The 22,972-nt window shown below is 39.4% G+C and carries 22 protein-coding genes and 1 rRNA gene; 15 read left to right on the top strand and 8 right to left on the bottom strand.

Going from position 1 to position 22,972, the window contains the following annotated elements:
- Nucleotides 1-209 precede the first annotated feature (209 nt).
- From WCS89_04345 to rpsR, 6 genes are all read left to right on the top strand, one after another.
- Nucleotides 210-488: a hypothetical protein gene (locus tag WCS89_04345; protein MFA6554703.1), complete on the top strand. Its 279-nt coding sequence runs from the start codon at nucleotides 210-212 to the stop codon at nucleotides 486-488.
- Between the two features lie 295 nt (nucleotides 489-783).
- A complete protein-coding gene (metG, locus tag WCS89_04350) occupies nucleotides 784-2,250 on the top strand; it encodes a methionine--tRNA ligase (GenBank protein MFA6554704.1) in 1,467 nt (488 codons plus the stop codon).
- A gap of 15 nt (nucleotides 2,251-2,265) precedes the next feature.
- Nucleotides 2,266-3,096: a TatD family hydrolase gene (locus WCS89_04355; GenBank protein MFA6554705.1), complete on the top strand. Its 831-nt coding sequence runs from the start codon at nucleotides 2,266-2,268 to the stop codon at nucleotides 3,094-3,096.
- Nucleotides 3,097-3,331: 235 nt separating this feature from the next.
- On the top strand, nucleotides 3,332-3,829 hold the full coding sequence (locus tag WCS89_04360) for a 30S ribosomal protein S6 (GenBank protein ID MFA6554706.1): 498 nt from the start codon (nucleotides 3,332-3,334) through the stop codon (nucleotides 3,827-3,829).
- A gap of 34 nt (nucleotides 3,830-3,863) precedes the next feature.
- Nucleotides 3,864-4,331, top strand: a complete 468-nt coding sequence (locus WCS89_04365) for a single-stranded DNA-binding protein (protein ID MFA6554707.1) — start codon at nucleotides 3,864-3,866, stop codon at nucleotides 4,329-4,331.
- A 12-nt stretch (nucleotides 4,332-4,343) separates the two neighbouring features.
- Nucleotides 4,344-4,547, top strand: a complete 204-nt coding sequence (rpsR, locus tag WCS89_04370; protein MFA6554708.1) for a 30S ribosomal protein S18 — start codon at nucleotides 4,344-4,346, stop codon at nucleotides 4,545-4,547.
- Nucleotides 4,548-4,699: 152 nt separating this feature from the next.
- Here the strand turns inward: rpsR and WCS89_04375 are convergent, their stop codons facing one another.
- From WCS89_04375 to WCS89_04400, 6 genes are all read right to left on the bottom strand, one after another.
- Entirely contained in the window at nucleotides 4,700-5,272 is a 573-nt protein-coding gene (locus tag WCS89_04375) for an elongation factor P (protein MFA6554709.1), read from the bottom strand.
- 89 nt (nucleotides 5,273-5,361) lie between these two features.
- Nucleotides 5,362-5,586: a type II toxin-antitoxin system HicA family toxin gene (locus tag WCS89_04380; protein MFA6554710.1), complete on the bottom strand. Its 225-nt coding sequence runs from the start codon at nucleotides 5,584-5,586 to the stop codon at nucleotides 5,362-5,364.
- Entirely contained in the window at nucleotides 5,587-5,838 is a 252-nt protein-coding gene (locus tag WCS89_04385) for a type II toxin-antitoxin system HicB family antitoxin (protein MFA6554711.1), read from the bottom strand.
- 93 nt (nucleotides 5,839-5,931) lie between these two features.
- Nucleotides 5,932-7,047, bottom strand: coding sequence for a recombinase RecA (recA, locus tag WCS89_04390; GenBank protein MFA6554712.1), 1,116 nt, complete (start codon nucleotides 7,045-7,047; stop codon nucleotides 5,932-5,934).
- A gap of 90 nt (nucleotides 7,048-7,137) precedes the next feature.
- Nucleotides 7,138-7,512 (bottom strand): hypothetical protein, encoded by a 375-nt coding sequence (locus tag WCS89_04395; GenBank protein MFA6554713.1) that lies wholly within the window; start codon nucleotides 7,510-7,512, stop codon nucleotides 7,138-7,140.
- Between the two features lie 137 nt (nucleotides 7,513-7,649).
- A complete protein-coding gene (locus WCS89_04400) occupies nucleotides 7,650-9,938 on the bottom strand; it encodes a DNA translocase FtsK 4TM domain-containing protein (protein ID MFA6554714.1) in 2,289 nt (762 codons plus the stop codon).
- A gap of 165 nt (nucleotides 9,939-10,103) precedes the next feature.
- Here WCS89_04400 and WCS89_04405 point away from each other — a divergent pair, with 165 nt between their 5' ends.
- The 6 genes from WCS89_04405 (at nucleotide 10,104) to WCS89_04430 (ending at nucleotide 18,089) form a co-directional block, all read left to right on the top strand.
- The gene (locus WCS89_04405) at nucleotides 10,104-10,898 is read left to right on the top strand and encodes a helix-turn-helix transcriptional regulator (GenBank protein MFA6554715.1); all 795 of its coding nucleotides are present in this window, start codon (nucleotides 10,104-10,106) and stop codon (nucleotides 10,896-10,898) included.
- A gap of 529 nt (nucleotides 10,899-11,427) precedes the next feature.
- Nucleotides 11,428-13,323, top strand: a complete 1,896-nt coding sequence (locus WCS89_04410; GenBank protein ID MFA6554716.1) for a peptidoglycan-binding domain-containing protein — start codon at nucleotides 11,428-11,430, stop codon at nucleotides 13,321-13,323.
- Nucleotides 13,324-13,529: 206 nt separating this feature from the next.
- Nucleotides 13,530-14,045 carry a hypothetical protein gene (locus tag WCS89_04415; GenBank protein MFA6554717.1) on the top strand — a complete coding sequence of 172 codons (516 nt, stop codon included), beginning with the start codon at nucleotides 13,530-13,532 and terminating at the stop codon, nucleotides 14,043-14,045.
- Between the two features lie 17 nt (nucleotides 14,046-14,062).
- Nucleotides 14,063-14,830 carry a peptidoglycan-binding domain-containing protein gene (locus WCS89_04420; GenBank protein ID MFA6554718.1) on the top strand — a complete coding sequence of 256 codons (768 nt, stop codon included), beginning with the start codon at nucleotides 14,063-14,065 and terminating at the stop codon, nucleotides 14,828-14,830.
- 110 nt (nucleotides 14,831-14,940) lie between these two features.
- Nucleotides 14,941-15,081, top strand: coding sequence for a hypothetical protein (locus WCS89_04425; protein ID MFA6554719.1), 141 nt, complete (start codon nucleotides 14,941-14,943; stop codon nucleotides 15,079-15,081).
- A gap of 143 nt (nucleotides 15,082-15,224) precedes the next feature.
- Nucleotides 15,225-18,089 (top strand): hypothetical protein, encoded by a 2,865-nt coding sequence (locus WCS89_04430; protein ID MFA6554720.1) that lies wholly within the window; start codon nucleotides 15,225-15,227, stop codon nucleotides 18,087-18,089.
- A 147-nt stretch (nucleotides 18,090-18,236) separates the two neighbouring features.
- Here WCS89_04430 and rplL read toward each other — a convergent pair whose 3' ends face one another.
- Complete coding sequence (gene rplL / locus WCS89_04435; protein MFA6554721.1) at nucleotides 18,237-18,626, bottom strand: 50S ribosomal protein L7/L12; 390 nt, start codon at nucleotides 18,624-18,626, stop codon at nucleotides 18,237-18,239.
- Nucleotides 18,627-18,646: 20 nt separating this feature from the next.
- A complete protein-coding gene (gene rplJ, locus WCS89_04440) occupies nucleotides 18,647-19,135 on the bottom strand; it encodes a 50S ribosomal protein L10 (GenBank protein ID MFA6554722.1) in 489 nt (162 codons plus the stop codon).
- A gap of 288 nt (nucleotides 19,136-19,423) precedes the next feature.
- Between rplJ and WCS89_04445 the strand changes: the two genes are divergently transcribed.
- The 3 genes from WCS89_04445 to WCS89_04455 form a co-directional block, all read left to right on the top strand.
- Complete coding sequence (locus tag WCS89_04445) at nucleotides 19,424-20,050, top strand: hypothetical protein (GenBank protein ID MFA6554723.1); 627 nt, start codon at nucleotides 19,424-19,426, stop codon at nucleotides 20,048-20,050.
- A 92-nt stretch (nucleotides 20,051-20,142) separates the two neighbouring features.
- Nucleotides 20,143-20,826 (top strand): hypothetical protein, encoded by a 684-nt coding sequence (locus tag WCS89_04450; GenBank protein MFA6554724.1) that lies wholly within the window; start codon nucleotides 20,143-20,145, stop codon nucleotides 20,824-20,826.
- Between the two features lie 428 nt (nucleotides 20,827-21,254).
- Nucleotides 21,255-22,972: ribosomal RNA gene (locus tag WCS89_04455) — 23S ribosomal RNA — on the top strand; the annotation flags it as partial.

Here is a 22,972-nt window from a genome sequence, read left to right on the forward strand (position 1 = left end):
GAATATGGCTTTGGTCGGCAGATTCAAAGATAGTGAAGAATTCAGGAAATATTTTAAGTTTGCTTAATGTTGTCTCAACAAGAGCTGTTTGATGAAAGAGTTTTGCTTGGTAAAAACATTCTAAGAATTTGACAGCGGTAATAAGTTGTTATATCTTATGCTTGAATAGTACATATCAACTGACGGTTTAATATAAAAAGGAGTTACCGATGAATGCAGAATTTTTGAGATGGCTTGTAGAGAGTTCTGATAAATGGAGTCTTGAACAGAAACAAAGTTTTCTCCTAATAGCGAAATCAGAGCCAGAGAGAGCGGTTTTTATTATTTCTTCAAATTTGAATGAGTGGGCAATAACGTTTATGCACACTGGCTTGTCAGGGGAAGTATTGGAATTAGATCATGATCATGATCCAAGAGAAATTTTTGCGGCATATCAGAAGCATTTTGCTGCCGAGCTTGCTGTTACCGAACCTGTTGCTACTGAGTAATCATTTGCTCATACAAAAAAGTGACGAAAAACTCGTCACTTTTATTTTTTAGTATTTGAACTCCGTAACAGAATTGTCTTTTTTGTTACCGAGAACTTGTCTGAGCGCAGTTTTAGTTTCTTAGTAAAATGCGAATGTCCTTGGAATTACGAGAGGACAATTAGTCCTCCGTAATTCCTGAGCATTTTACTTAGAAAATAAACGAAGCGAGTCTCGCAGGTAACAAAAAAGGCAATTCTGTTACGGAGTTCATCGGGTTGCCATCATCCCATTTGCACTGTAAACTAATTCTTACATGAATAAACCATTTTATATAACAACGACTTTACCATACGTCAACTCCGATCCCCACATAGGTTTCGCTATGGAACTTATCCGCGCAGATATTGTTGCTAGAGCCAAAAAATTGGCTGATTTTGATGTTTTCTTCAATACTGGTACAGACGAGCATGGAGTAAAGATTTTTCGTAAGGCCAAAGAACAACATGTTGAAACTCAAGCTTATGTTGATGATTATGCAGGAAGGTTCAAAAATTTGATTCCTACTCTGGGTATTTTGCCAGATGTAAACTTTGTTCGCACAACAGATGCTCATCATGTGAAGTCTGCTCAGGAATTTTGGAAAATTGTAGAAAAGAATGGACTTATTTATAAGAAAAATTATTCAATCAAATATTGTGTTGGTTGTGAATTGGAAAAAACCGAATCAGAGCTCGTAGAAGGAAAGTGTCCGCTTCATCCTTTGCAAGAATTGGAAGTTATCCAAGAAGAAAATTACTTTTTCCGTTTTAGTATATTCCAGAAACAACTCATGGATCTCTATGAGAAGAATAACGATTTCGTTATTCCACATTCTCGTCTGAATGAAATCAGAGCTTTCGTAGAACGTGGTTTGGAAGATTTTAGTATCTCTAGATTGGCTAGCAAAATGCCATGGGGTATACCAGTACCGGGTGATGAATCTCAGGTTATGTATGTCTGGTTTGACGCTTTGGTAAACTACGTCTCTGCTATTGGTTGGCCAGATGATGAAAAGAAATTCAAAAAATGGTGGGTTGAAACAGGTGGAGCTGTACAATATTGCGGTAAGGATAACCTCCGACAACAGTCAGCAATGTGGCAAGCTATGCTCATGGCAGCAAAGTTACCACCGTCAAAGCAGATTATTATTGACGGGTTCGTCACAGGTGAGGGTGGTATAAAGATGTCCAAATCTTTGGGTAATACTGTAGATCCTTTGGAATTGGTAAAGGAATATGGTACTGATGCTTTGCGATATTATGTTGCTAGGGAACTTTCTCCTTTTGAAGATAGTCCTTTTACTTTGGAAAAATTCAAAGAAGCCTATAACGCTCATTTGGCCAACGGTTTGGGCAACCTTGTTTCAAGAACAATGAAAATGGCCGAAGCAAATGGTGTGAAGTATGACCTCGTGGTTGCCAAAAAGTTGGCAACGAGTGCAGAGGCGATTGATATTGGTAAAAAATATCGCGAAGGATTTGAAAAATATGATTTACAACATGCTTGTAATGCGGTTTGGGAACTCATTTCCAATACCGACAAGATTGTTCAAGAGCGACAGCCATTCAAAAAAATAAAAACTGACAAAGTAGAAGGGGAAGCTGATATCAAGGAACTTTTGGCTAGATTGAATTTCATCGCTACTATGCTTTTACCTATCCTTCCTGAAACAGCCAAGAAAATCATTGATCTTACAGAAAATAATAAAATGCCAGAAGCGCCACTATTTTTGAGAAAATAACGAACGATTTTTGATATGAAATACATTGATATTCATGGACATATAAATTTTGCCGCTTATGATGCAGATAGAGAAGATGTCATCAAACGCGCAAAAGATGCTGACGTAGCGATGGTTGCAGTTGGTACACAACTCGATACTTCTAAGAAAGCTTTGGGTTTGGCACATAAACACGACAATGTTTATGCTATCGTCGGTTTGCACCCAGTTCATACCTGCAAATCTCATCATGATGATCAAGAATTTGGGGTTGATAGTGGATTTACCGAACATGGTGAAGCTATAGATCGTGATGCGTATATGAAGTTGGCGAAAGATCCAAAAGTCATAGCTCTTGGAGAGTGCGGTTTGGATTATTTTCATTTGGATGAAGGTTCTAGAGAGAAACAAATCAAAGCTTTTGAAATAATGATAGATATAGCCAATGAAGTAAAAAAACCTTTGATGTTACATATTCGTAATGGTAAAGATAGAAATGCTTATAGAGAAGCCTACGAAATACTTAAGAGTAGATCAAAAGTGTTGTGCGACCTACATTTTTTTGCAGGAAATATTGAAGATGCCAAATTATTCCTTGATCTTGGTTATTATTTTTCTTTTACTGGTGTTATAACTTTTGCTCGTAATTATGACGAGGTCATACAATATCTTCCATTAAATAGAATAATGTCGGAAACCGATTGCCCCTATGTCTCACCAGTCCCTTTTCGTGGTAAGAGAAATGAACCTGTGAATGTTATTGAAGTCGTAAAAACTCTAGCTAGGATAAGGGGAGAGAGTGAGGATGTGGTCACAAAACAGGTTATGGATAATGCTAAGAAGTTTTTTGACTTCGGCCAGGTCTAATAGAAGTCACTTTCGCCTTGATAGGCTATGGTAACCAAGGAATTCTTCATCATTTCTTTAACCTTTCTTAATCAGGATTTTAACTCGGTTTGATACAATGGTGTCGTGCCTGCCTTAAAACCTTGCAAAATAGTCATTTCCGTGTTAGTCTCGTTACATATTATTAAATAATCGCAGTTAGTCCTTACCTAGGGTAAGGTCCTACAAAAATGGGTCACTGACTGCAAAAAGAACTATGCAAGACAAACACGAAGATCGCATGACGGTCTATGAGATAGGGTATTTGATCGCTTCTTCTATTCCTGAAGAGAAAATCAACGGGGAAGTAGATGCAATCAAAAAGATTATAAGTGATGCTGGTGCTTCTATCATAAGTGAAGAAATGCCACATCGTCAGAATTTGGCTTATACTATTCGTCGCAAGACAGTAGCAGGATCTTATGAAAAATATGATCAAGCCTATTTTGGTTGGGTAAAGTTCGAAGTTGGATCGGGTTCTATAGAAGCTATTAAAAAGGCTATCGAGATCGTTCCATCTATTATTAGAATGCTCGTTACCACGACTGTACGCGAAAATACTTTCTTGGGTAAACATGCTCCTCTCATTGCCACCAAGATATCAGAGGATGGTAAAGCTGTTTTGGAAACAGCTGTAACTCCTCAAGTTGACGCGGCTCCAGCTAGTATTGAAGAGATAGACAAAAGTATAGATGATATGGTCAAAGAGGCATAGAAAATAAGTAGATTATTATAATAATCGAATAAATATGTATCTCAATAAAGCGTTCATTATAGGAAATTTGACTCGTGATCCAGAATTAAAAGCCTTGCCATCTGGTACAAAAGTTTGTAGTTTCGGTGTTGCAACTAGTCGTTATTTCAAAGACAAAGAGGGTAGTAAACAAGAAGCTACGGAATTCCACAATATTGTTGCTTTCGCAAAACTTGGAGAATTGGCTGGTCAGTATTTGAAAAAAGGTCAACAGGTTTTGATAGAAGGAAGAATACAGACTAGGTCTTGGGAAACCAACGGTGAAAAGAAATATCGTACAGAGATTGTTGCAGATAGTGTCCAGTTCGGCCCAAAGACTGGTGGAGCTACTGGAGCAAAGACTGCATCACCAGCCACAGAGAATAGTAAAGGCGGAGAAGTTGGTTCAGAGACTACAACAGCTTCATCGGACAAGATAGATTATCCAAGTGAAGAGATTAATCCAGACGATATACCATTTTAAAACAAAAATTATATGAAAAAACAATGTTATTTTAACCAACATAATATCAAGTACGTAGACTACAAGGATACGGATATTTTGAAGAAATTCCTCAATCCACACGGTCGCATCTTGAACAGAAAACAGACTGGCATTTCAGCCAAGTTTCAAAGACAACTAGGTGTTGCTGTAAAGCGAGCAAGATTCATGGCTTTGCTACCATACGTTGCGAGATAGTATCGTCATCTTAAGGAAAGTGGAGATACGGGATATAAGTTCAAAGTGAGAAATGCAAAGTGTAAAGTTTTAGTGAATAGTTAAAGAGTTTAACTATTCACTAAACAACTACAACTTTGCATTTTTCATTTTGCACTTTACACTAAGGTTTTTTACTTCCCAACTCTTTCTTTGTATTCTTCCGTCTCAGTATTGATACGAATAATCTCTCCTTCATTGATGAATAGGGGAACGTTAATGGTTGCACCTGTTTCTAGGGTAACGGTCTTTTGACCACCTGTCATAGTGTCACCTTTGACGTTTGGTGGAGCATCGGTAACTTTGAGTTCAGCGGTGATAGGCATACGAAAACCCATAGATTGTTCCTTGAATAGGTATTGACCGACAATAGTATTTGGTTTTAGGAATTTGCCTTGAGGTCCGACTATTTCTTCTGCAACTTTGAATCTAGCAGCTGGATTTTCTGGATCGGTAAACCACCATTCTCCGCGGTTATTGTAGAGATATTTGACCTTCTTTTCTTCTATCTCAGCTTCCTCAATCTTTTCTGATTGGTGGAATGAATACTCGGTAACTTTGCCAGTCAAAAGGTTCTTTAGCTTGGTAGCGTTTACAGGCTTTCTTTGCTGTTTACGAAAGACGTGAGAAGTAATAACCTCGTAAGGTGCTCCTTCAAGGACGATGAATTTCTTTTCGGTTACTTCGTTATATTCAAGTAAGGACATAATATTTGTATTAATTAGTGATTGAGCCATTCTATAGGAGATGATAAGAAAAAGCAAAACCCCGTCAATTGGACGGGGTTGATTGCAAATTACAAGTTATTTTTTAGTTCTTCCTCGGTCATTCCAATTTGTTTCAGTATTCCTTTGACAGTTTCTTTTTTAAGATCTTTATTATGATTTGGTACGCATGCAGTTGCTTTTCTTTCGTAATTTTTCAATATGACATGGCTTCCATGTTGGCGGTCAAAAACAAAGCCACATCTCTCCAAAGCCCTTATGAGTTTCTTTGGAGTCAGAGATGGTAAGTAAGTCACTTAAGCCGTTTTGACGCTTAGGGGCAAGGTGAATCCCTTTGGAAATTTCCTTATAGATCTTTTCTCCTTTGGAATTGGCCAGCCCAGGTCTTTTCTGGCTTCAAGATATCCCGCCAAAGCATCTTTTGCCATTGCTATTACTTCTTCAAGACTATCGCCCTCAGTGATACAACCAGGTAAAGAAGGGAAATATGCAATATAGCCACCTTCTTCCGCAGATTCTATTTTCGCTACATAAGTATGAGTTCCCATACAGAAAATAATATCATTATTCATGGTTTTTACAATAGAATCTCTGGTACGGAAATTCTATTAAATTAGATTAATAATTGAGTAGAGTCAAAATTATTGTGCGTTCAATTTTTCTCTTATTTTTGCGAGAATTTCGTCTTTGACTTTGGTGTTTTCTTTGAGGAATTGTCTGGTTGCATCATAGCCACGACCTAGTTTTATTTCTCCAAAAGAGTATGAGGAACCGGACTTTTGTAGGAGTTCGTACTTTTCGCCGAGAGCGATGATTTCTCCTTCTTGAGAAATACCTTCGTTGTACATAAGATCAAATTCAGTTTGTTTGAATGGTGCAGCAACTTTGTTTTTTACTACTTTGACACGTACGCGACCACCCATGATCTCTTCACCTTTTTTGATTTGAGCGATACGACGAATATCTAGGCGAACAGAGGAGTAGAATTTCAAAGCTTTACCGCCTGGTGTAGTCTCTGGATTGCCGAACATTACACCTATTTGCATACGAATCTGGTTGATGAAGATAACTATAGATTTTGATCGGGCAACTATAGCTGTAAGTTTACGTAGAGCTTGGGACATGAGTCTGGCTTGAGTTCCAACATGGAAAGCCCCCATATCACCCTCAATCTCTGCTCGTGGAGTAAGAGCTGCAACGGAGTCAATAACTACGACGTCCATTTTGTTTGTTCTGATGAGGCTGTCTACAATATCCAAAGCTTGTTCACCTGTATCTGGTTGGGAAATGAGTAAGTCGTCAATCTTAACACCGAGGCGTGTAGCGTATTCTGGATCCATGGCATGTTCGGCATCTATATAAGCACAGACACCACCAAGTTTTTGAGCCTCAGCTACTACATGTAGAGCTAGAGTAGTTTTTCCAGATGATTCTGGGCCGAATATTTCTACGATACGACCTCGGGGCATACCACCAATACCCAAAGCCCAATCTAGTCCTAGGGAACCAGTTGGAATTGCGTTGATATTAACCTTTGGTTTCTCACCAAGTTTCATAATACTATCCTCGCCAAATTTGGCACGAATAGCATCCATGGCATCACGAATCCCTGAATCTTGCTTGGAACTATTTTCTGAAGATTTTTTCTTTTCGCTTTTTGTAACTACTTCGTTCTCTGTTTCTTCTACTTCTCGTCCCGAGCTTGTCGAGGCGGCTGGCACCCCTTCTTTTATTTTATTTTTCTTATTGAAAGACATATTCTTTTCAGTTATGCAGGATTTTGATCCCACTCTAATAATGTAAGGCAGGCATAAGGGTATATTACCATTTTTAGGGAAGGCAAGTAACTATATCTCACCAACTAAATCTAGCTCCTCCTTTGTATTCCTTCCAAACTGATCTTCGGCGTAAAGGGTGATTTTATTTAAACCTTGGAAGATAATTATAGATTCTTTCCAATAACCTTTTTCGTCTATTGAAATAGGTTTCCCATTAAGTGTAATTTTATTTACACGCAGAGCTTGCCCTTGAATAGTCACAGTGGGGGAAGTGGTAGTCGAACCGTTTATTGGCTCAAATATTTTTATTTCAGGACCACTGACGTAGTTAAAACTCCTTGATATTGCATAGGCGATGATAATACCAAAGAAGATGATTACAATAAGTAATTTTAGAAGCCGACGGTTGGTTGTGCGGGAAAGGGGCATAGTTTGTGTTGTCATTCCCGCGAAGGCGGGAATCCAGGATTATTACGAGATAATAGTCTATTATAATTTATTTGAAAATGGATTTTGTGGTTATATCCTGGATTCCCGCCTTCGCGGGAATGACACAAACGAAAAGCACTTTTAATTTTGCACTAAACAGGTTCGTTGTCTACTTCCGTAGCACCCCCAATCTGTTCTACTCCAGCACCAACTCCTATGATCTCTCTTGGTTTGGAACCATTGGCTTGTCCTATGACACCGCGCTCCTCTAGCATGTCCATAAGTTTGGCAGCGCGAGAATAGCCAACACCAAGCTTCCTTTGAATATAAGAAGTAGAAGCTTTACCGGCAGAGGTGACTGCTTCACGAGCGGATTCATAAAGATCGTCCTCTTCCTCTAGAGAATCGCCAGTCATAGAGTCAAAAGCGGCTGAAGCACCAGCTTCGGTAGGGGTTAGGTTGATCTCATCAATGATTTGATCCTTGTATTCCTCAATGAGGTATTTAACAACCCTTTTAACCTCTGATTCTGAGATATAGGCTGATTGTAGGCGTACAGGCTTGGACATCTCACCACCGAGATAGAGCATGTCTCCAGCGCCTAGAAGTTTTTCGGCACCCATCTGGTCCAAAATAGTACGCGAGTCGATCTGTGATGATACTTGCAAAGCAATACGGCTAGGAATGTTGGCTTTGATGAGACCTGTGATGACGTTTACACTCGGACGTTGTGTGGAGATAACAAGGTGAATACCGATAGCGCGACTCATCTGAGCCAAGCGGACAATTGCTGATTCTAATTCACGAGGATAGGTCTGCATGATATCAGCGAGCTCGTCTATAACGATGGCGATGTATGGCATTGTCTCAGGAAGCTTGGAACTAGAAGCTTGGAGCTCGGAGTCTTCTAGCTTCGAGCTACTAGCTACTGCGTTCTTGTATTTTTCCAAAGCTGGACCAAGGACAGACTTGTGATACGAATCAATATCTCGAGCAGCATTTTGTTCCAAGACGTCGTATCTTCTGCTCATTTCTTTTGCAGCCCATTTCAAAGCGAGAATAGCTTTCTTTGGATCGGTGATAACCGGAGTTAGAAGATGAGGTACTTTGTTGTACATAGTGAGCTCAACACGCTTTGGGTCAATCATGATGAACTTGAGATTTTCTGGAGAGTTGCGATACAAAAGAGAAGTTATGAGAGCGTGAATGGTTACAGATTTACCAGAACCAGTTGTTCCGGCGATGAGCATGTGAGGTGCCTTGGCAAGATTGCTGAAATGAGCCTGACCAGTAATGTCTTTACCAAGAGACATGAGAAGTGGTTTCTCGGACTCTTGATAATTTGGAGAAGAAAGCAAAGTTGCAAGACCGACTGTTGTCTTGGCGGTATTTGGTACTTCTATACCTACTAGAGATTTACCAGGGATAGGTGCTTCTATACGGATAGGGTGTGCGGCCAAAGCTAATGCCAAGTCATTGTTTAGTCCGACTATGCGAGACAGTTTGACACCCTCAGCAGGTTTCAGAGCATAACGAGTGACAGATGGTCCAATAGAAATCTCATCCATCTCTACGGAGATACCAAAATTTTGAAGAGTCCTTTTTATAATGTTTGCATTGGCCTTTATATCACCAGTCTCAGGTTTGCCACGATCTTTTTCTAGGAGTGATAGTGGTGGAGGTGTGAAGGGAAGGAGATGGGGAACTATTACAGAAGTGGCAAAACTGGATTCTTCATCTTCGGTGAAATCAAGCAGTCCTTTTTTCTTACCTTTTATTGCAGATTTGTCAGCGTCAGTTGTACGTGGATTTTTATCGTTCTTTGTATTTTCTAGATTTGCGTTGGCGATATTTTCGGCTTCATCTTCTGCGTCAGCCACAGCTTTGTTAACAGCAGCCTTTTCGTAGTCATCCATTTCTTCAGAATTTTCTTTTTTCTTGTCACGTCTCCAGAAAGCAAGGTCATCTATAGTGAAATATAGATTGAAAGTCATGATGATGGAAATGACGAGGATAGTGAAAAGGATGGCACTTGTTGCCCAGACTTGTACGAGACGGATCATCGGTGAGGCGATGAAACTTCCGACGATACCACCGGCTCCAGCATATATCACATGGATGAGTCCAAGACCAGAAATAAGAAATAGGAGAGCACCAATAGTTTTTGATATTTCAAACTTCTTTTTCAATCCTTGTAAGAATGAAATGCCGAGCATAGCAAACATCATTGGTATCAAGAAATAACCGATACCGAATAGGCTACGTAAAAATTCAAATAAATAATTTCCTACGGGACCGGCTTTGTAGAATGAAGCTAGTAGGGTAAGTATAACTATAAGGAATGAAACAATTGATAATATTACATGAATAGTCTCATCGTGCATTTCGTCCCAGAAACGGATTTTCTTTTGGATTTCTAATGAATCTTTTTTCTTTGCCATGGTAATTATTTTATCTAGTAATAATATCACATTGTTGGCGGGTGTGGTGGATAATGCCTTGCTTTACATATCTAAAAGACTATAATAGACATGTCTAAGACAGAAAAAAGCATGGTTTTTATAAAAGACATGGCTATATTTCTATAAGACATCTTAAAACCTATTATGGACAATAAAGAGACAAATATTCCACCTTCGTTTAATGACCCAATTAACTGGAAGTCATTGGGTTTTTTCTCTGCAGAAGACTATCTGATTTATATTTTCAAAAAGACAGAAAAGATCACCGCGGCATTGTATTTGGTGTCAGGACTTCTCAAAGACAATGAGCCAATAAAGTGGGAATTGCGAGATCGTGGTATTGACCTTTTGTCTTCATCTTTCTCAGCTTCAAATTCATTGCCAGGTGATAAGAATGCAGTAATACAATCTTTGTTCACTGCTGCATTGGAGACACTTTCTTTGTTAAATGTAGCCAAGATTTCCAATCTTATTTCTGATATGAACCATCGTCTATTGGTTCATGAAATTGATAACGTAGTCGGTATGTTACGTGATCGTCTAGCCGAGAGTGCGGAAAATGCCGGATATGTCCTTTCTGAAGCTTTCTTTAAGACACCAGATCTATTTTCAACAGGGTTTAGGTTGGGTAATAAGTCGGGTATTTCTAAAAATTCAGAAAGTCTTAAAAGACAGTCAGAGTCGGTTTATGGAACAAATGCCTCTAAATCAGAATTAAATAAGGGACAACTGACTGGTCAGGCCAAGAAAACACAAAGACAAGAATCAATCCTTTCCGTCCTTGCTACTCAATCAAATTTGACCATAAAGGACTTTTCTAGAGTGATCAAAGATTGTAGTGAGAAGACTATTCAACGTGAACTTATAGAATTGGTGGATAAAGGTCTTGTTAAGAAAGAAGGGGAAAGGAGATGGAGTAGATATTCTTTGAATCGTTGACTTTCCTAGCCTTTTCGACTATTATTAGCCCTGTTATCTATAGAAGCCAAAAAGCCCCAAATTTGAAGGATTTTTGCGCTTGTTGCGTTATCCACATAGCCGTTTTTGCACCTTGTATCAATTTAACGTTATAATGCTTTGTAACGAGTGTGTAAAATTTATTTTGCATATTCGTCCCAGAGCATACCTTTATTTTTTCTCTTTATTGAGAACAATATATGGTTGTGATGGGGAAGGCCTTTGACAAATCAATAGTTGCAAGATCATCTACTTTTGAGTAGAGAATTTGCAATTCAGTTTGTTCAGGTTCTTCTTTGAATTTTGAATTTGATGATTGCAGTTTGTCGAAAAGCTGTGGTCAATATATCAATATCATTATTCAATTTCGTTTCGCCCACAAACTCCTTTTGCTTGACGTGTCGATAACGTCCGGTGGAAGGAAGTGGATTTATCAGTTTATTATCAAACTGCATTAGCCTCTAACTTATTAATAAAAAGAGGAGAGTGCATAATTATAAAAATCATACGTATGAAAAAAGTTCTTATTGCATCTGGCGTAGCCGTTTTGGCTTTCGTCGCGATCGCAGGAGCACAGTCAACAACCTTCAACGCCAATCTTACAGTTGGTTCAACAGGTGCTGATGTTTCAGCTCTTCAGACATGGCTCATGGCAAATGGATACAGTATCCCAGCTATTTCTGCTGGTACTGCAAAGGGTTACTTCGGTTCACAAACAAAGTCAGCCGTTGCAGCTTATCAGGTTGCAAAGGGTATTATAAATCCTGGTACAGGCTTCTTCGGTCCTCTTACACGAGCCGTAGCTAATGGTGGTACAGTCACTCCAGTAGCAGTTGGTTGTCCAGTAGGATACACATGTACAGCTAATCCTGGAACAACTCCAGTTATTCCTGGTACTTCAGGAGTTATCACGACCCCAGGTGTTGAAGGCTCAATTTCAGCAACACAGTATAATGCTGGCTTACCTTCTACTATCTATGAGGGACAACTTAAGGCTTCAGTTCTTGCTGCAAAAGTTGAAGCAAAGACTTCTGACATGAGAGTTGAAAGAGTTAAGTTAGATTTGGGAACTGCTACTACTATCTTCAACAAAATCTATCAAAAGGTTTATGTTACAGATGGTGATACAATTCTAGCCTCTTCCGACTTGAATTCTTCTACGGTTGTAAAGGATGGATCAAGATATTATATTACACTCGGTGGTATAAATTTGGTTATTCCTAAGGATTCGTCAAAAGTTATTACTATAAAATTTGACGTTAGACCTTCAATTGATAGTACGGATTTATCGTCGAATTATACTGTTAGACTTGCTGCTAATGGAATTCGTGCTATAGACGGAGCTGGTATTGATCAATACGCTCCTGAAGTAGTAACAGATGTAACTCGAGCACAGAATGTTGATGCTACTTTGTCTGATACGGCTACTTTGACTATATCAACAAACTCAGCTACACCTGCAAAACAAGATGTTGTTGCAACAGCTGGTTCTAATGAAGATGAATATAGTAAGTTGTCTACATTGGTATTTGATGTAAAGGCCGAAAAAGATGCTGTTAAGATTACTGATATTGCAGTAACTGTCGCTAAGGCAGGAACAGGAGGTGCTACAGCTTCCACAACAGCTTATCTTTTTGATGGTACAACAGAATTAAACAGTGCTGACGTATCTGATACTACTGGTATAGCTACCATTTCAGATAGTAATGGACTTATTACAGTCCCAGCTGGTACCACAAAGACTCTTACAATAAAGCTTGATATTGCTGGCGCAAATGCGACTGTATCAAATATCACGACTTCTATTGCGTCTGGCGGTATCACTTCAGAGAACACTGTCGGAGATGGTGTAACTGAAAGTGGTTCAGCTACAGGTTTCCAGATTGGTGTTAGAAATCAAGGACCTGTAATCACTCTAACTTCAAGAAGTCTTACTCCATCTGCACTTCAGTCAGATACAACAAATATTATGAGTACCTCTACTCTTACAGCTAGCTTCAATGTTCACATTGTAGCCGTAGGTGGTCCTATAATGTTTGGATCGAGTCAAGCATCTTCTAGTCCATTCTTTGCTAGTACCTCTCCAACAACCAATGGTTCAAAGAGTTATACAGTATATGTAAATGGTGTAGCAGATACTACGGTTGGATCGGTTGCAACCTCAACTTCCTTTACATTCCCATCAACATGTTCAACAGCTGGTTATACCAATAGTTGCGTGTTGCCTGAAGGATCATCAATTGATGTTCCTATCTCATTGGAACTAAAGGGTCGCAGGGCTTCCGGTGCCGCTCTTACAGCTGGTCTATATTCTGTCGGTATATCAGCACTTAACTGGAGTGGTGGCCCAACCAACTTCATGAGTGGTGAGACGACTTGGATTACACCTGAAGTAAGTTTCCCATAAGCCTAGTTTAACTTAGCTTATCTAGCGTTATATTGAACGCAACAAAAAAACCACCTTCGGGTGGTTTTTTTGTTGCTGAATAATAAATGTACCAATCTGTTATCCACAGATATTCGGGATAAGTATGTATGCGGTAGGTGTATACTTATGAGAGTAAAAATAGCTAGTCGGCTATTACTGAAATTAATTTAGAAATAATTATTAATATGAAAATGTTATTAAGTTTGAGGCAAAATAAAACAGTTTACGCATTATCAATCATTGCTTCGGTATTTTTTGTAGTTACTCTTGTGTCTGCGGCGACAACAATAAGTACAAATATTGTAACGGAGGGGACACTTGCGGTTACGGGAGCATCTACATTAAGTTCAACTCTTGATGTAACTGGCTTATCAACGCTGACTTCACTTAAGGTTGGTTCTAGTGGTACGACACTAACTCAAGTACTGAGTGGTACCTGTTCTCTCGTGTCGAACACGTCTATAGCAGCGACTTCAACTGGTACTGGAACTTGTGTAACCACTGGTTCTGTTGCTGGGGATGTTGTCATTGTTTCTTTGGCTACAACGACGACCAAGCTGGCAGCCCAATATTCAGTTATTGGAACAGTGGCTGGTACTGATTCTACAACGGTGAGACTCCTTAATCTTACAGGTACGGCCGCGGTTCCATCAGCAACGAATGGTTTTGGTTCAAGTACACAATATTGGATTGTAAGATAGGTTAATAATATAATATTATGTACAAAATTATTATTTCTGTATCTCTAACAATCATTGCTGTACCAATGATTGTCGGGGCTGCATACAATGATGTGAGTTTGACAACTGATGCAGTAATAACTGTCGGTTCGTATTCTCTATCTGTAAATGGTTCGACGGCTGTAGTAGAATCAATTGTGGTAAGTGCAACAGATTTTACAGTTACAATGCCAGCTGGATCATCTATTGCTGTACAATCAACAGGTAAATACATTATGGAGACGAGAGGTGTAGCTAATGGTTATACTTCTCAAGAATGTAGTGCATCTAGTAATACACTGACTATTACTATTCCTTCAAGTCAAGCAACAGAGACGGCTGTGATTACTCCGACGGCTACTGTTTGTAGTGTGGCGACTAGTGCTGAAAGTGGGAGAAGGTCAAGCGGAGGAGGGTCACGGGCTGTTTCAGTCCCAACTCCGACAGTAACCACTTTGACTAATAACACAGTCTCTAATCTTACTGTTCTAGTTTCAACACCATTTACGCGTCGTCTAGTAAAGAGTGTATCAGGAAATGATGTTAAGAATTTGCAGATTGTACTAAACTCTGATAAGGATACTAAAATTGCTTTAGAAGGATCCGGTTCTCCTGGAAATGAGACGAACTTCTTTGGTAGTCTAACTTTGAAAGCAGTCCAAAAATTTCAAGTCAAGTATAGTATCGCAAAAGATGGTGATGAGGGTTATGGACAAGTTGGTCCAAAGACAAGGGCAAAGTTAAATGAATTATCTGGTAAGAGGTAGCAGTAGATTTATCTTCTGCACAAAAAACCACCTTCGGGTGGTTTTTTGTTTGGGAGGGAAGGGTGAATTGATTTCCTGACCAATTGTGTTTCTGCTATAATATCCACAACATGGTCAACCCTTTCGATCAAAATTTCTTCAAGTTCCTCATAGGATTTTTGTTTATATTAGGTGTCAGTTTTAGTATTGTCTACATAGTTGGTAACTACTCAAAACCTACAGACAAACAAGCTACTGTGATACAAAGATAGTATCTAGAGACTATATTAAGGGTAGTTAAGGTAAATCTTGAAGGCAAAATTTCTTCATAGTTTCTTTAACCTTTCTTAATCAGGATTTTAACTCATTCTGGTAATCTTATGCCATTATCAATGGCTTAATTTTATTAGAATATATGCAAAGACAAAAACTGAAATTTTTATTTACAGCTTGTGCTGGAGGTTTGATAGGTCTTTTGAGTATGGTCAGGGTTGTTCACGCAGAAACACATATAACCGATGGTTATTTGTACAATAGTGCAGTTTGGACTCGTGCGGAGAGTCCGTATATTGTAGAAAGTACGGTCTCTATTCCAAAAGATATTTCACTTACGGTAGAATCTGGAGTTTCCATCGTTGGAGATTCGGCTATAGAAGGGTATGATTTGTTTGATGTTCAAGGCAGTTTGGTTTTGAATGGTAAGGCTAATGAAAGAATTTCTATTTCAGGATTTGGTGGAGTGACTGTATCTTTCGGTAGTGTTGGAATGAAGTATACGGATATTTCTCTTCCAGAAGGTTTAGGCATATATAATGGTTTAGCTGATGTATACAGTTCTACTATAACTGGTGCAGATACGGGTATTCGTACGAGGTCTAGTTTGGTTTCAGTAGATGGTAGTCGCATTTTTGGCAACCGATACGGTATTTTCGTAGAAGATCCCAATCCACCGGGAATATTTCAAGTGCGAGCCGGTAATTCGTTAAACGGTGTCGGAGGTTTAGGTAATTTTTTCGCAATTGAAAATCAGTCTACTTCTTCTGTTGTGACGATCACAGATTCTGCTATCACCGACAATACAGATACAGCTATAAAGAATAATGATACTAGAGAAGTTTCTGCTTCAAAAAATTGGTGGGGGAGTAATACAGGTCCTTCTTTTTGGAATGTGAATAGGATAGTCGGACCAGTCGCTTATGCACCATGGCTAGAAAAAGATCCATTCGCTACTACAACCGATCCAGAGTGTTGTTCCAGTGTTCTTTTTATTCCAGGATTAGAAGGGTCACGTCTTTATCGTAATGAGGAGATCCCTGTTATCGGCTCTACGGTAAACCGTCTTTGGGAACCAAATCGTAATGCTGATGTGAAGAAATTATATCTGAATAGTTCTGGCTCTAGTACAGATAAAACTATTTATTCTGGAGGGCCAGTTGGTAAGGCTCTAGGTCTCGTGGATATTTATGGGGATTTCATGGATTTTTTGAATGGTATTCAGACAAAAGGAACAATCAACGAATGGAAAGCCTTTGGTTATGATTGGCGTAAGCCCATAACTGAAGTGGTTGCGGGGAGCGAAATGAAAGCTACGACTACAGAATCTCTGATTCAAACAGTGGCTGATTTGGCGGAACATTCTAAAACTGGAAAAGTCACTCTCATAGCTCATAGTAATGGTGGGCTGGTAGCAAAATATCTGGTAAAAACTTTGGAAGAGATGGGTAAGAGTGGTCTTATAGATTCTGTTATCTCTGTAGCAGTACCGTACCTCGGAACTCCAGAAGCTATACTAGGATTGTTACATGGATATGGTCAGTCCATTGCTGGTGGTTTTATTGTGAATGAAAGCACAATGAGAAGTCTGGGTGTAAATATGGCTAGTGCTTATTCTCTATTACCTTCGCGAGAATATTTCTCAAAAGTATTTGGTCCAACTATTGCTTTTGCTTCAACTACGATTAAAGGTATAAACGATGGCTCATATCCTCAAAATATTTCTTCTTATGAAGATCAGGTTGATTTTATAGCTGACACCAAAAATACTAGAGTCAATCCAGAAGCATTTGCTACTTCTCTACCTATAAAAGGTAACAAAGCACTTCTTACAGCTTCAAATATTATCCATGGAGTATTAGATCCATTTTCTTGGCCAACATCTATAGCTATGTGGTCTATAGCTGGTTGGGGTAAAGGTACTTCAAAAGGAATTGAATATTATGAGAAAGTGATTTGTGAAAAAATAAGATGCACCAATCTTTCTTGGTTCAAGCCTGTGCAGACAAAGATGGGTGATGGTACGGTAGTTGCCCCAAGTGCTGTTTATAATTCTGGAACCGTACTTTCTCTAGATTTGGATGATATTTCTAAACAAGAAAATCGTGACATTGCTCATGCAAATATTCTGGGAGCTTCCTCAACAAAAACTACAATTGAAAATATTATCAGTCACAATCCTGCAGATGACAATCAAGTTGTGATTGATAAAATATCAAAGATACCTGGTGTGACTATCGGTGAACCTGATTATAGTAAGGAGCCAGTTTCTCTGGTTTTGAGTACACATTCACCAGTAGATCTGCATGTTTATGATAGTAAGGGTAATCATACAGGATTGGCATCTAAACCTATTGGATTGGATGAAGATGTAGAAGATGGGCTCTATACATTTTATGATAAGAAAATAATTGGAAGTTCATTTGAGCGAATACCAGACCCTCGTGGTGGATATGAAAACTATATTTATTTACCAGATGATGATGGTGAAAAATATACGGTTATAATAGAAGGTAATGGTTTTGGAGAATTTACTTATGATGTTGAAAGGGTTCGTGGTAGTGAAAGTTTAGATAAAATTGAATTCCAAAGTATGCCAGTGACACCTCTAACTATTGCTACTACTACAATCACTGCCAGAGCTTCTGAAAGTGCTGTGTTGCCAATGTTAGCTTCCACGTCGTTGACTCTTAGTATTGATATTGATGGTAATGGGACTTCTGATATTAAAGCGACTTCTACTACAAAGATTGGTGAGGTTGAATATTTCAAATCTCTTAGGACTACTATTGGGACGTTGGTGGGAAATATTGGTAAAGGAAAGAATATAATAAAACGTCTAGATAAGATTGATGATCTTATGAAGAAAGGTAAACTCAAACAGGCTCATAAAGTTTCTGATGATTTGGATGAACGTATTGGTCATATGAAATTGAAGAAGTTGACTGAGGCGCAAAAGAAAGAGTTGTTGGATATGGTTGAGTTGTATATATCGCAGTATGAATAAATGAACGAACCTAGCATGGAAACAAAAAAGCCCCTATTAAGGGACTTTTTTGTTGGTAGTTTTAAATTAATTATTCCGGCTAGCGAGGATCGTGTGAATGTGTATTATATTCACAACGTCCGAGCGACGACGGAACAAGCTGTAAGCTTATTTTAACTCAACCTTACCGCCGGCAGTTTCAATAGCTTTCTTGAAAGCATCGGCTTCATCTTTCTTCATTCCATCCTTGAGGAGGGAAGGAGCGGCATCAACGAGGTCCTTGGCTTCTTTGAGTCCAAGTGCCAAAACTTCCTTGACTACTTTGATAACAGCGATCTTTTGAGCACCGATATCTGTCAAATGAACAGCAAAGGTACTCTTCTCTTCGCCAGCTGGAGCACCTCCGGCTGGGGCAGCAACAGCAACAGCTGCTGCTGAAACGCCGAACTTCTTTTCTAGTAATTTAACGAGCTCATTTAGATCCAAAACTGACATTTTCTCAATTGATTCAACGAGAGTTTTGAATTTTGCAGGGATTTCTACAGGTGTATTTTCCATGTTAATTTTATTATTTTTTGTTAAACTTTCTTTTCTGCTATCTTACTGAGTGCAACCACGAAACCTTGGATAGGTGAGTTGATGACATTAACAAACATTCCATAAAGAGTTTGTGTTGGTGGGATCGTAGCGATTGCCAACATATCTTCTTTACTCATGAACTTGTTTTCAAAGACTCCTCCGATAATGGTTACTTGATCTTTGAATTTCTTTTGGAATTCATAGACACCACGAGCTGGTGCTACCAGATCTGTACCATAGGCCATTCCAAATTCGCCGACTAAAGCTGGCATTGTACCTTCGTATTTTTTTGCTTCAAGAGCCTTTTCTGAAAGGGTCTTTTTTGCAACGAAGAAGCCAACTCCATCTTTGGTGAGCTGACGACGCATAGGCGTAGCAGACTCAACTTTGAGACCGTGAATATTGACGAAGACTAGTGATTTTGCACCACCCATGATCTTTTCCAATTTTTCAAGAATCTCCTTTTTCTGTGTTTTTGTTCGTGACATAGATTAGTTATCTATTATTTTGTCATCCCCGCGAAGGCGGGGATCCAGTGTGTTACCACTGAATTTAATGGTTATATCCTGGATTCCCGCCTTCGCGGGAATGACACAACTGTTAATTTCTCGACCTCGGCAAAAAGGAGATATGAACCTCGGAAGGTCTTGTTTCGTTTACTCTATTCCTGTATAAAGGATAGGTAGCCGAATGCCTTCTGTCTTTAGCCTTAGTGACATGCTACAATACTACCTCATAAATATCAACCCCTGCCTAATAGCTGGGAAAATAAAATTATGGATACTCTAACTGCAATTTTCGGAAGTGCCGCTAAGGTCAAAATACTACGACTTTTTCTATTTAACGAATCAACAGCTTTTGTCTTGAAAGAAGTAGTAGAAAGGACCAAATGCCCAGCCAAGATTATCCGAAAGGAATTGTCTATGCTTGAAAAAGCTGACATTTTGAAATCTAAACATGTTTCAAAAGAGATTCCGGTTGTGCGTGGTAAAAAGACTGTGATGAAAAAGATTGAAGGTAAGGGTCTCGTTTTAAATAATAAATATCCGTATCTGGATCCTTTGAAGAGTTTGCTGACTATTACTAGTTTACGAGTTGATGAATCTTTGGCAAAGCGTTTTACCAATGCTGGCAAGATAAAACTATTTATTGTTGCGGGAGTATTTACTCAGAATTGGGATTCAAGAGTGGATCTTTTGGTAGTTGGCGATGATCTCAATTTAACTAAAATAGAATCCGTAATCAAAACTATTGAATCAGAAATAGGGAAGGAAATAACTTATTCTGCTTTTGAGACTCAGGATTTTGAATATAGATTTGGTATACATGACCGTCTAGTAAGGGATATATTGGATTATCCACACGCTACTTTATTGGATAGATTGGGTATTGAGCCTCAATAGCCTTTAACTATCCACATATTTTGAGTTTGCCTTAATCATCCATGCTATAATAGTGGGTATTATAGGTAATTAATAAATTGTTCATAACAACTATGACGTATATTCAAAATTGGGGCGACGTTTTCACTCTATCGCTTCAGAATGTTTGGTTGGGTGTTGCGAGCTTCGTGCCGAACCTGATCATTGCTATTATCATTTTTGCCATTGGTTGGATCTTGGCTTCTCTCATAGAGAAAATGGTCGAACATCTTTTCAAGGCACTAAAGGTTGATGCTGCTTTGAAGAGTGCTGGTTTAGAAGATGTAGTCAGGCGTGCAGGACACAGTCTTAATTCCGGACTTTTTGTCGGAGCTTTGGTGAAGTGGTTCATCATAGTTGTGTTCTTGATTGCTTCCTTTGATGTTTTAGGTCTTTCAAGAGTTACGATGTTCTTGCAACAAGTAGTTGACTACTTGCCTCAGGTTATCGTTACTGTCTTGATCCTTATGGTTGCAATGGTTATTGCAAACACAATGGAAAGGATTGTTGTTGCTAGTTCAAAGGCAACCAATATCAGATCTGCAGAACTTCTAGGACGTATCACTCGATGGGCAATCTGGATTTTCGCAGTTCTTACAGCTTTGTTCAATTTGGGTATTGCTCCTTCTATCATTCAAACGATCATCACAGCAATATTTGCTGGAGGTGCTTTGGCTCTAGGTCTTGCCTTTGGTCTTGGTGGTAAAGAGTCTGCTCAAAAGCTTATTGAGAAGGGTATGCGTGGTATTGGTGAATAAATAAATTCTAGTAATTTTATTAAAAAAGACGGTTCGTATTGAGCCGTCTTTTTTGGTTTTTTTATGATGATGTCCGACGTAGTCTATCCACATTTTGTCCCCAGTTTGGCTAAGGTATTGACATCTAAACAACTATCCGTATACTTACTGCACTACCGAATGAATACAAGAAATAACCCAATCAATACGCGGCCATAGCCACACCCCTGATTGGAGTGTGTACGTAGCCGCCGAATGAAGCGGTTTTTTCTTCGCCAGCAAGACTGAAACTTTGAAAATCACATATCTCAAATATAAAGTAAAGTCTTGATATCTTTTGTAGCACAAGAGATATTCAAGGTTCTATTGTTTATTCGGGTCGAATGAATGGTAGAAAAATAACAGGTAATATAAGTAAGTAACAAATGTACAGTGGTGTACAAATTTCCTAATAGGAAATTAAGGGCGTATGGTGGATGCCTTGGCTAGAAAAAGCGATGAAGGACGCGGCGTGGCGGCGATACGCTTCGGGGAGGTGCCGAGCAACCTTTGATCCGAAGATGTCCGAATGGGGAAACCCCAATAGATAAAATCTATTGACTATACTTTTAAGTATAGAGCGTACCCTGGGAAGTAAAACATTTCAGTACCAGGTGGAAAATAAACAAACATGCATTTCGTCAGTAGCGGCGAGCGAACGCGAAGAAGACTAAACTCATCCAAAATCGTAGAGTGTATGAACCCAGTAGGTGATCCTGCTGGATCAAATGCACTCTCCGATTTTGGATGGGGGTTGCAAGGTAGAGACGTGCTATTTATAGCAGAGAAGTTACAAAATTTATTGTTAGAAGAATCGTCTGGAAAGTCGAGCCCTAGAGGGTGATAGCCCCTTATTCGAAAATAATAAATCTTCTTTGTTTCTATTCTTAAGTACCCCGGGACACGAATAGCTCGGGGGAATCAGCCGGTACTAACCGGCAAGTCTAAATATTTTTCTAGACCGATAGTGAACAAGTACCGTGAGGGAAAGGTGAAAAGCAGCCCGGAAGGGCGGTGAAATAGACCTGAAACCATATGCTTACAAGGAGTCGGAGCGGGCAGCACAATGAATATGATAGTTGGGTGTTTTGTGTTTAGTGCAAAGTGAAAAATGCAAAGTGCAAAGTTGTAGTGAAAAATTAATAAGTTGTTATAACTATTAACTTTCTCATTTATAACTAAAACTTTGCACTTTGCATTTTTCACTTTGCACTCAAGATTTAGCATCGTATTTAATGTGTTGTCCGTCACGGCGTGCCTATTGAAGAATGAGCCAACGAGTTTTAGCAAGCTGCTCGACTAAGGACGAGAGTCCGGAGTCACAGGGAAACCGAGTCTGAACAGGGCGCTCGTAGTTTGCTAAAGACCCGAAGCCAGATGAGCTTGCCATGTGCAGGGTGAAGTTCACCGAAAGGTGGATGGAGGCCCGAACCGTTTAGCCGTGCAAAACTATCGGATGACATGTGGTAAGGAGTGAAAAGCTAATCGAATCTGGTAATAGCTGGTTCTCTCCGAAAGAACTTTTGGGTTCGCGTCGGACGTACCTTTGTGGGGTAGAGCACTGGAAGGTCTCGACAGGTCGAAAGACCGCGAGACCTATCAAACTCCGAATACACAAAGTAATTATCCGGCAGTTAGACTGTGGGGGCTAAGCTCCATTGGTCAAAAGGGAAACAGCCCAAGATCTCTATTTAAGGTCCCTAAATCGACATTAAGTGCGCTTAAGGTGGTGAAATTTCTTTTACAATGAGGATGTAGGCTTAGAAGCAGCCATCATTCAAAGATAGCGTAACAGCTCACTCATCGAGAAATTTCGCGCCGCAGATAATCGGGGCTCAAATGTCGTACCGAAACTGAGGACTGAACGATACTTCGGTATTGTTCATTGGTAGGAGAGTATTCGCATCGCAATGAAGGTGAAGGGGTGACCCACACTGGAGCGTTGCGAAGTAAGAATGTTGGCACAAGTAACCGCAATGCGGGTGAGAATCCCGCACGCCGAAAAATCAAGGTTTCCTTGGCAATGTATATCAGCCAAGGGTTAGTCGGTCCTAAGGGGATGGCGAACGCCGCACCCGATGGATACATGGTTAATATTCCATGACTTTTGTGTATTGCGATGGGAGGA

This window comes from Candidatus Paceibacterota bacterium (genome assembly GCA_041666915.1).
GTDB lineage: Bacteria > Patescibacteriota > Minisyncoccia > Phycocordibacterales > PALSA-1337 > C7867-002.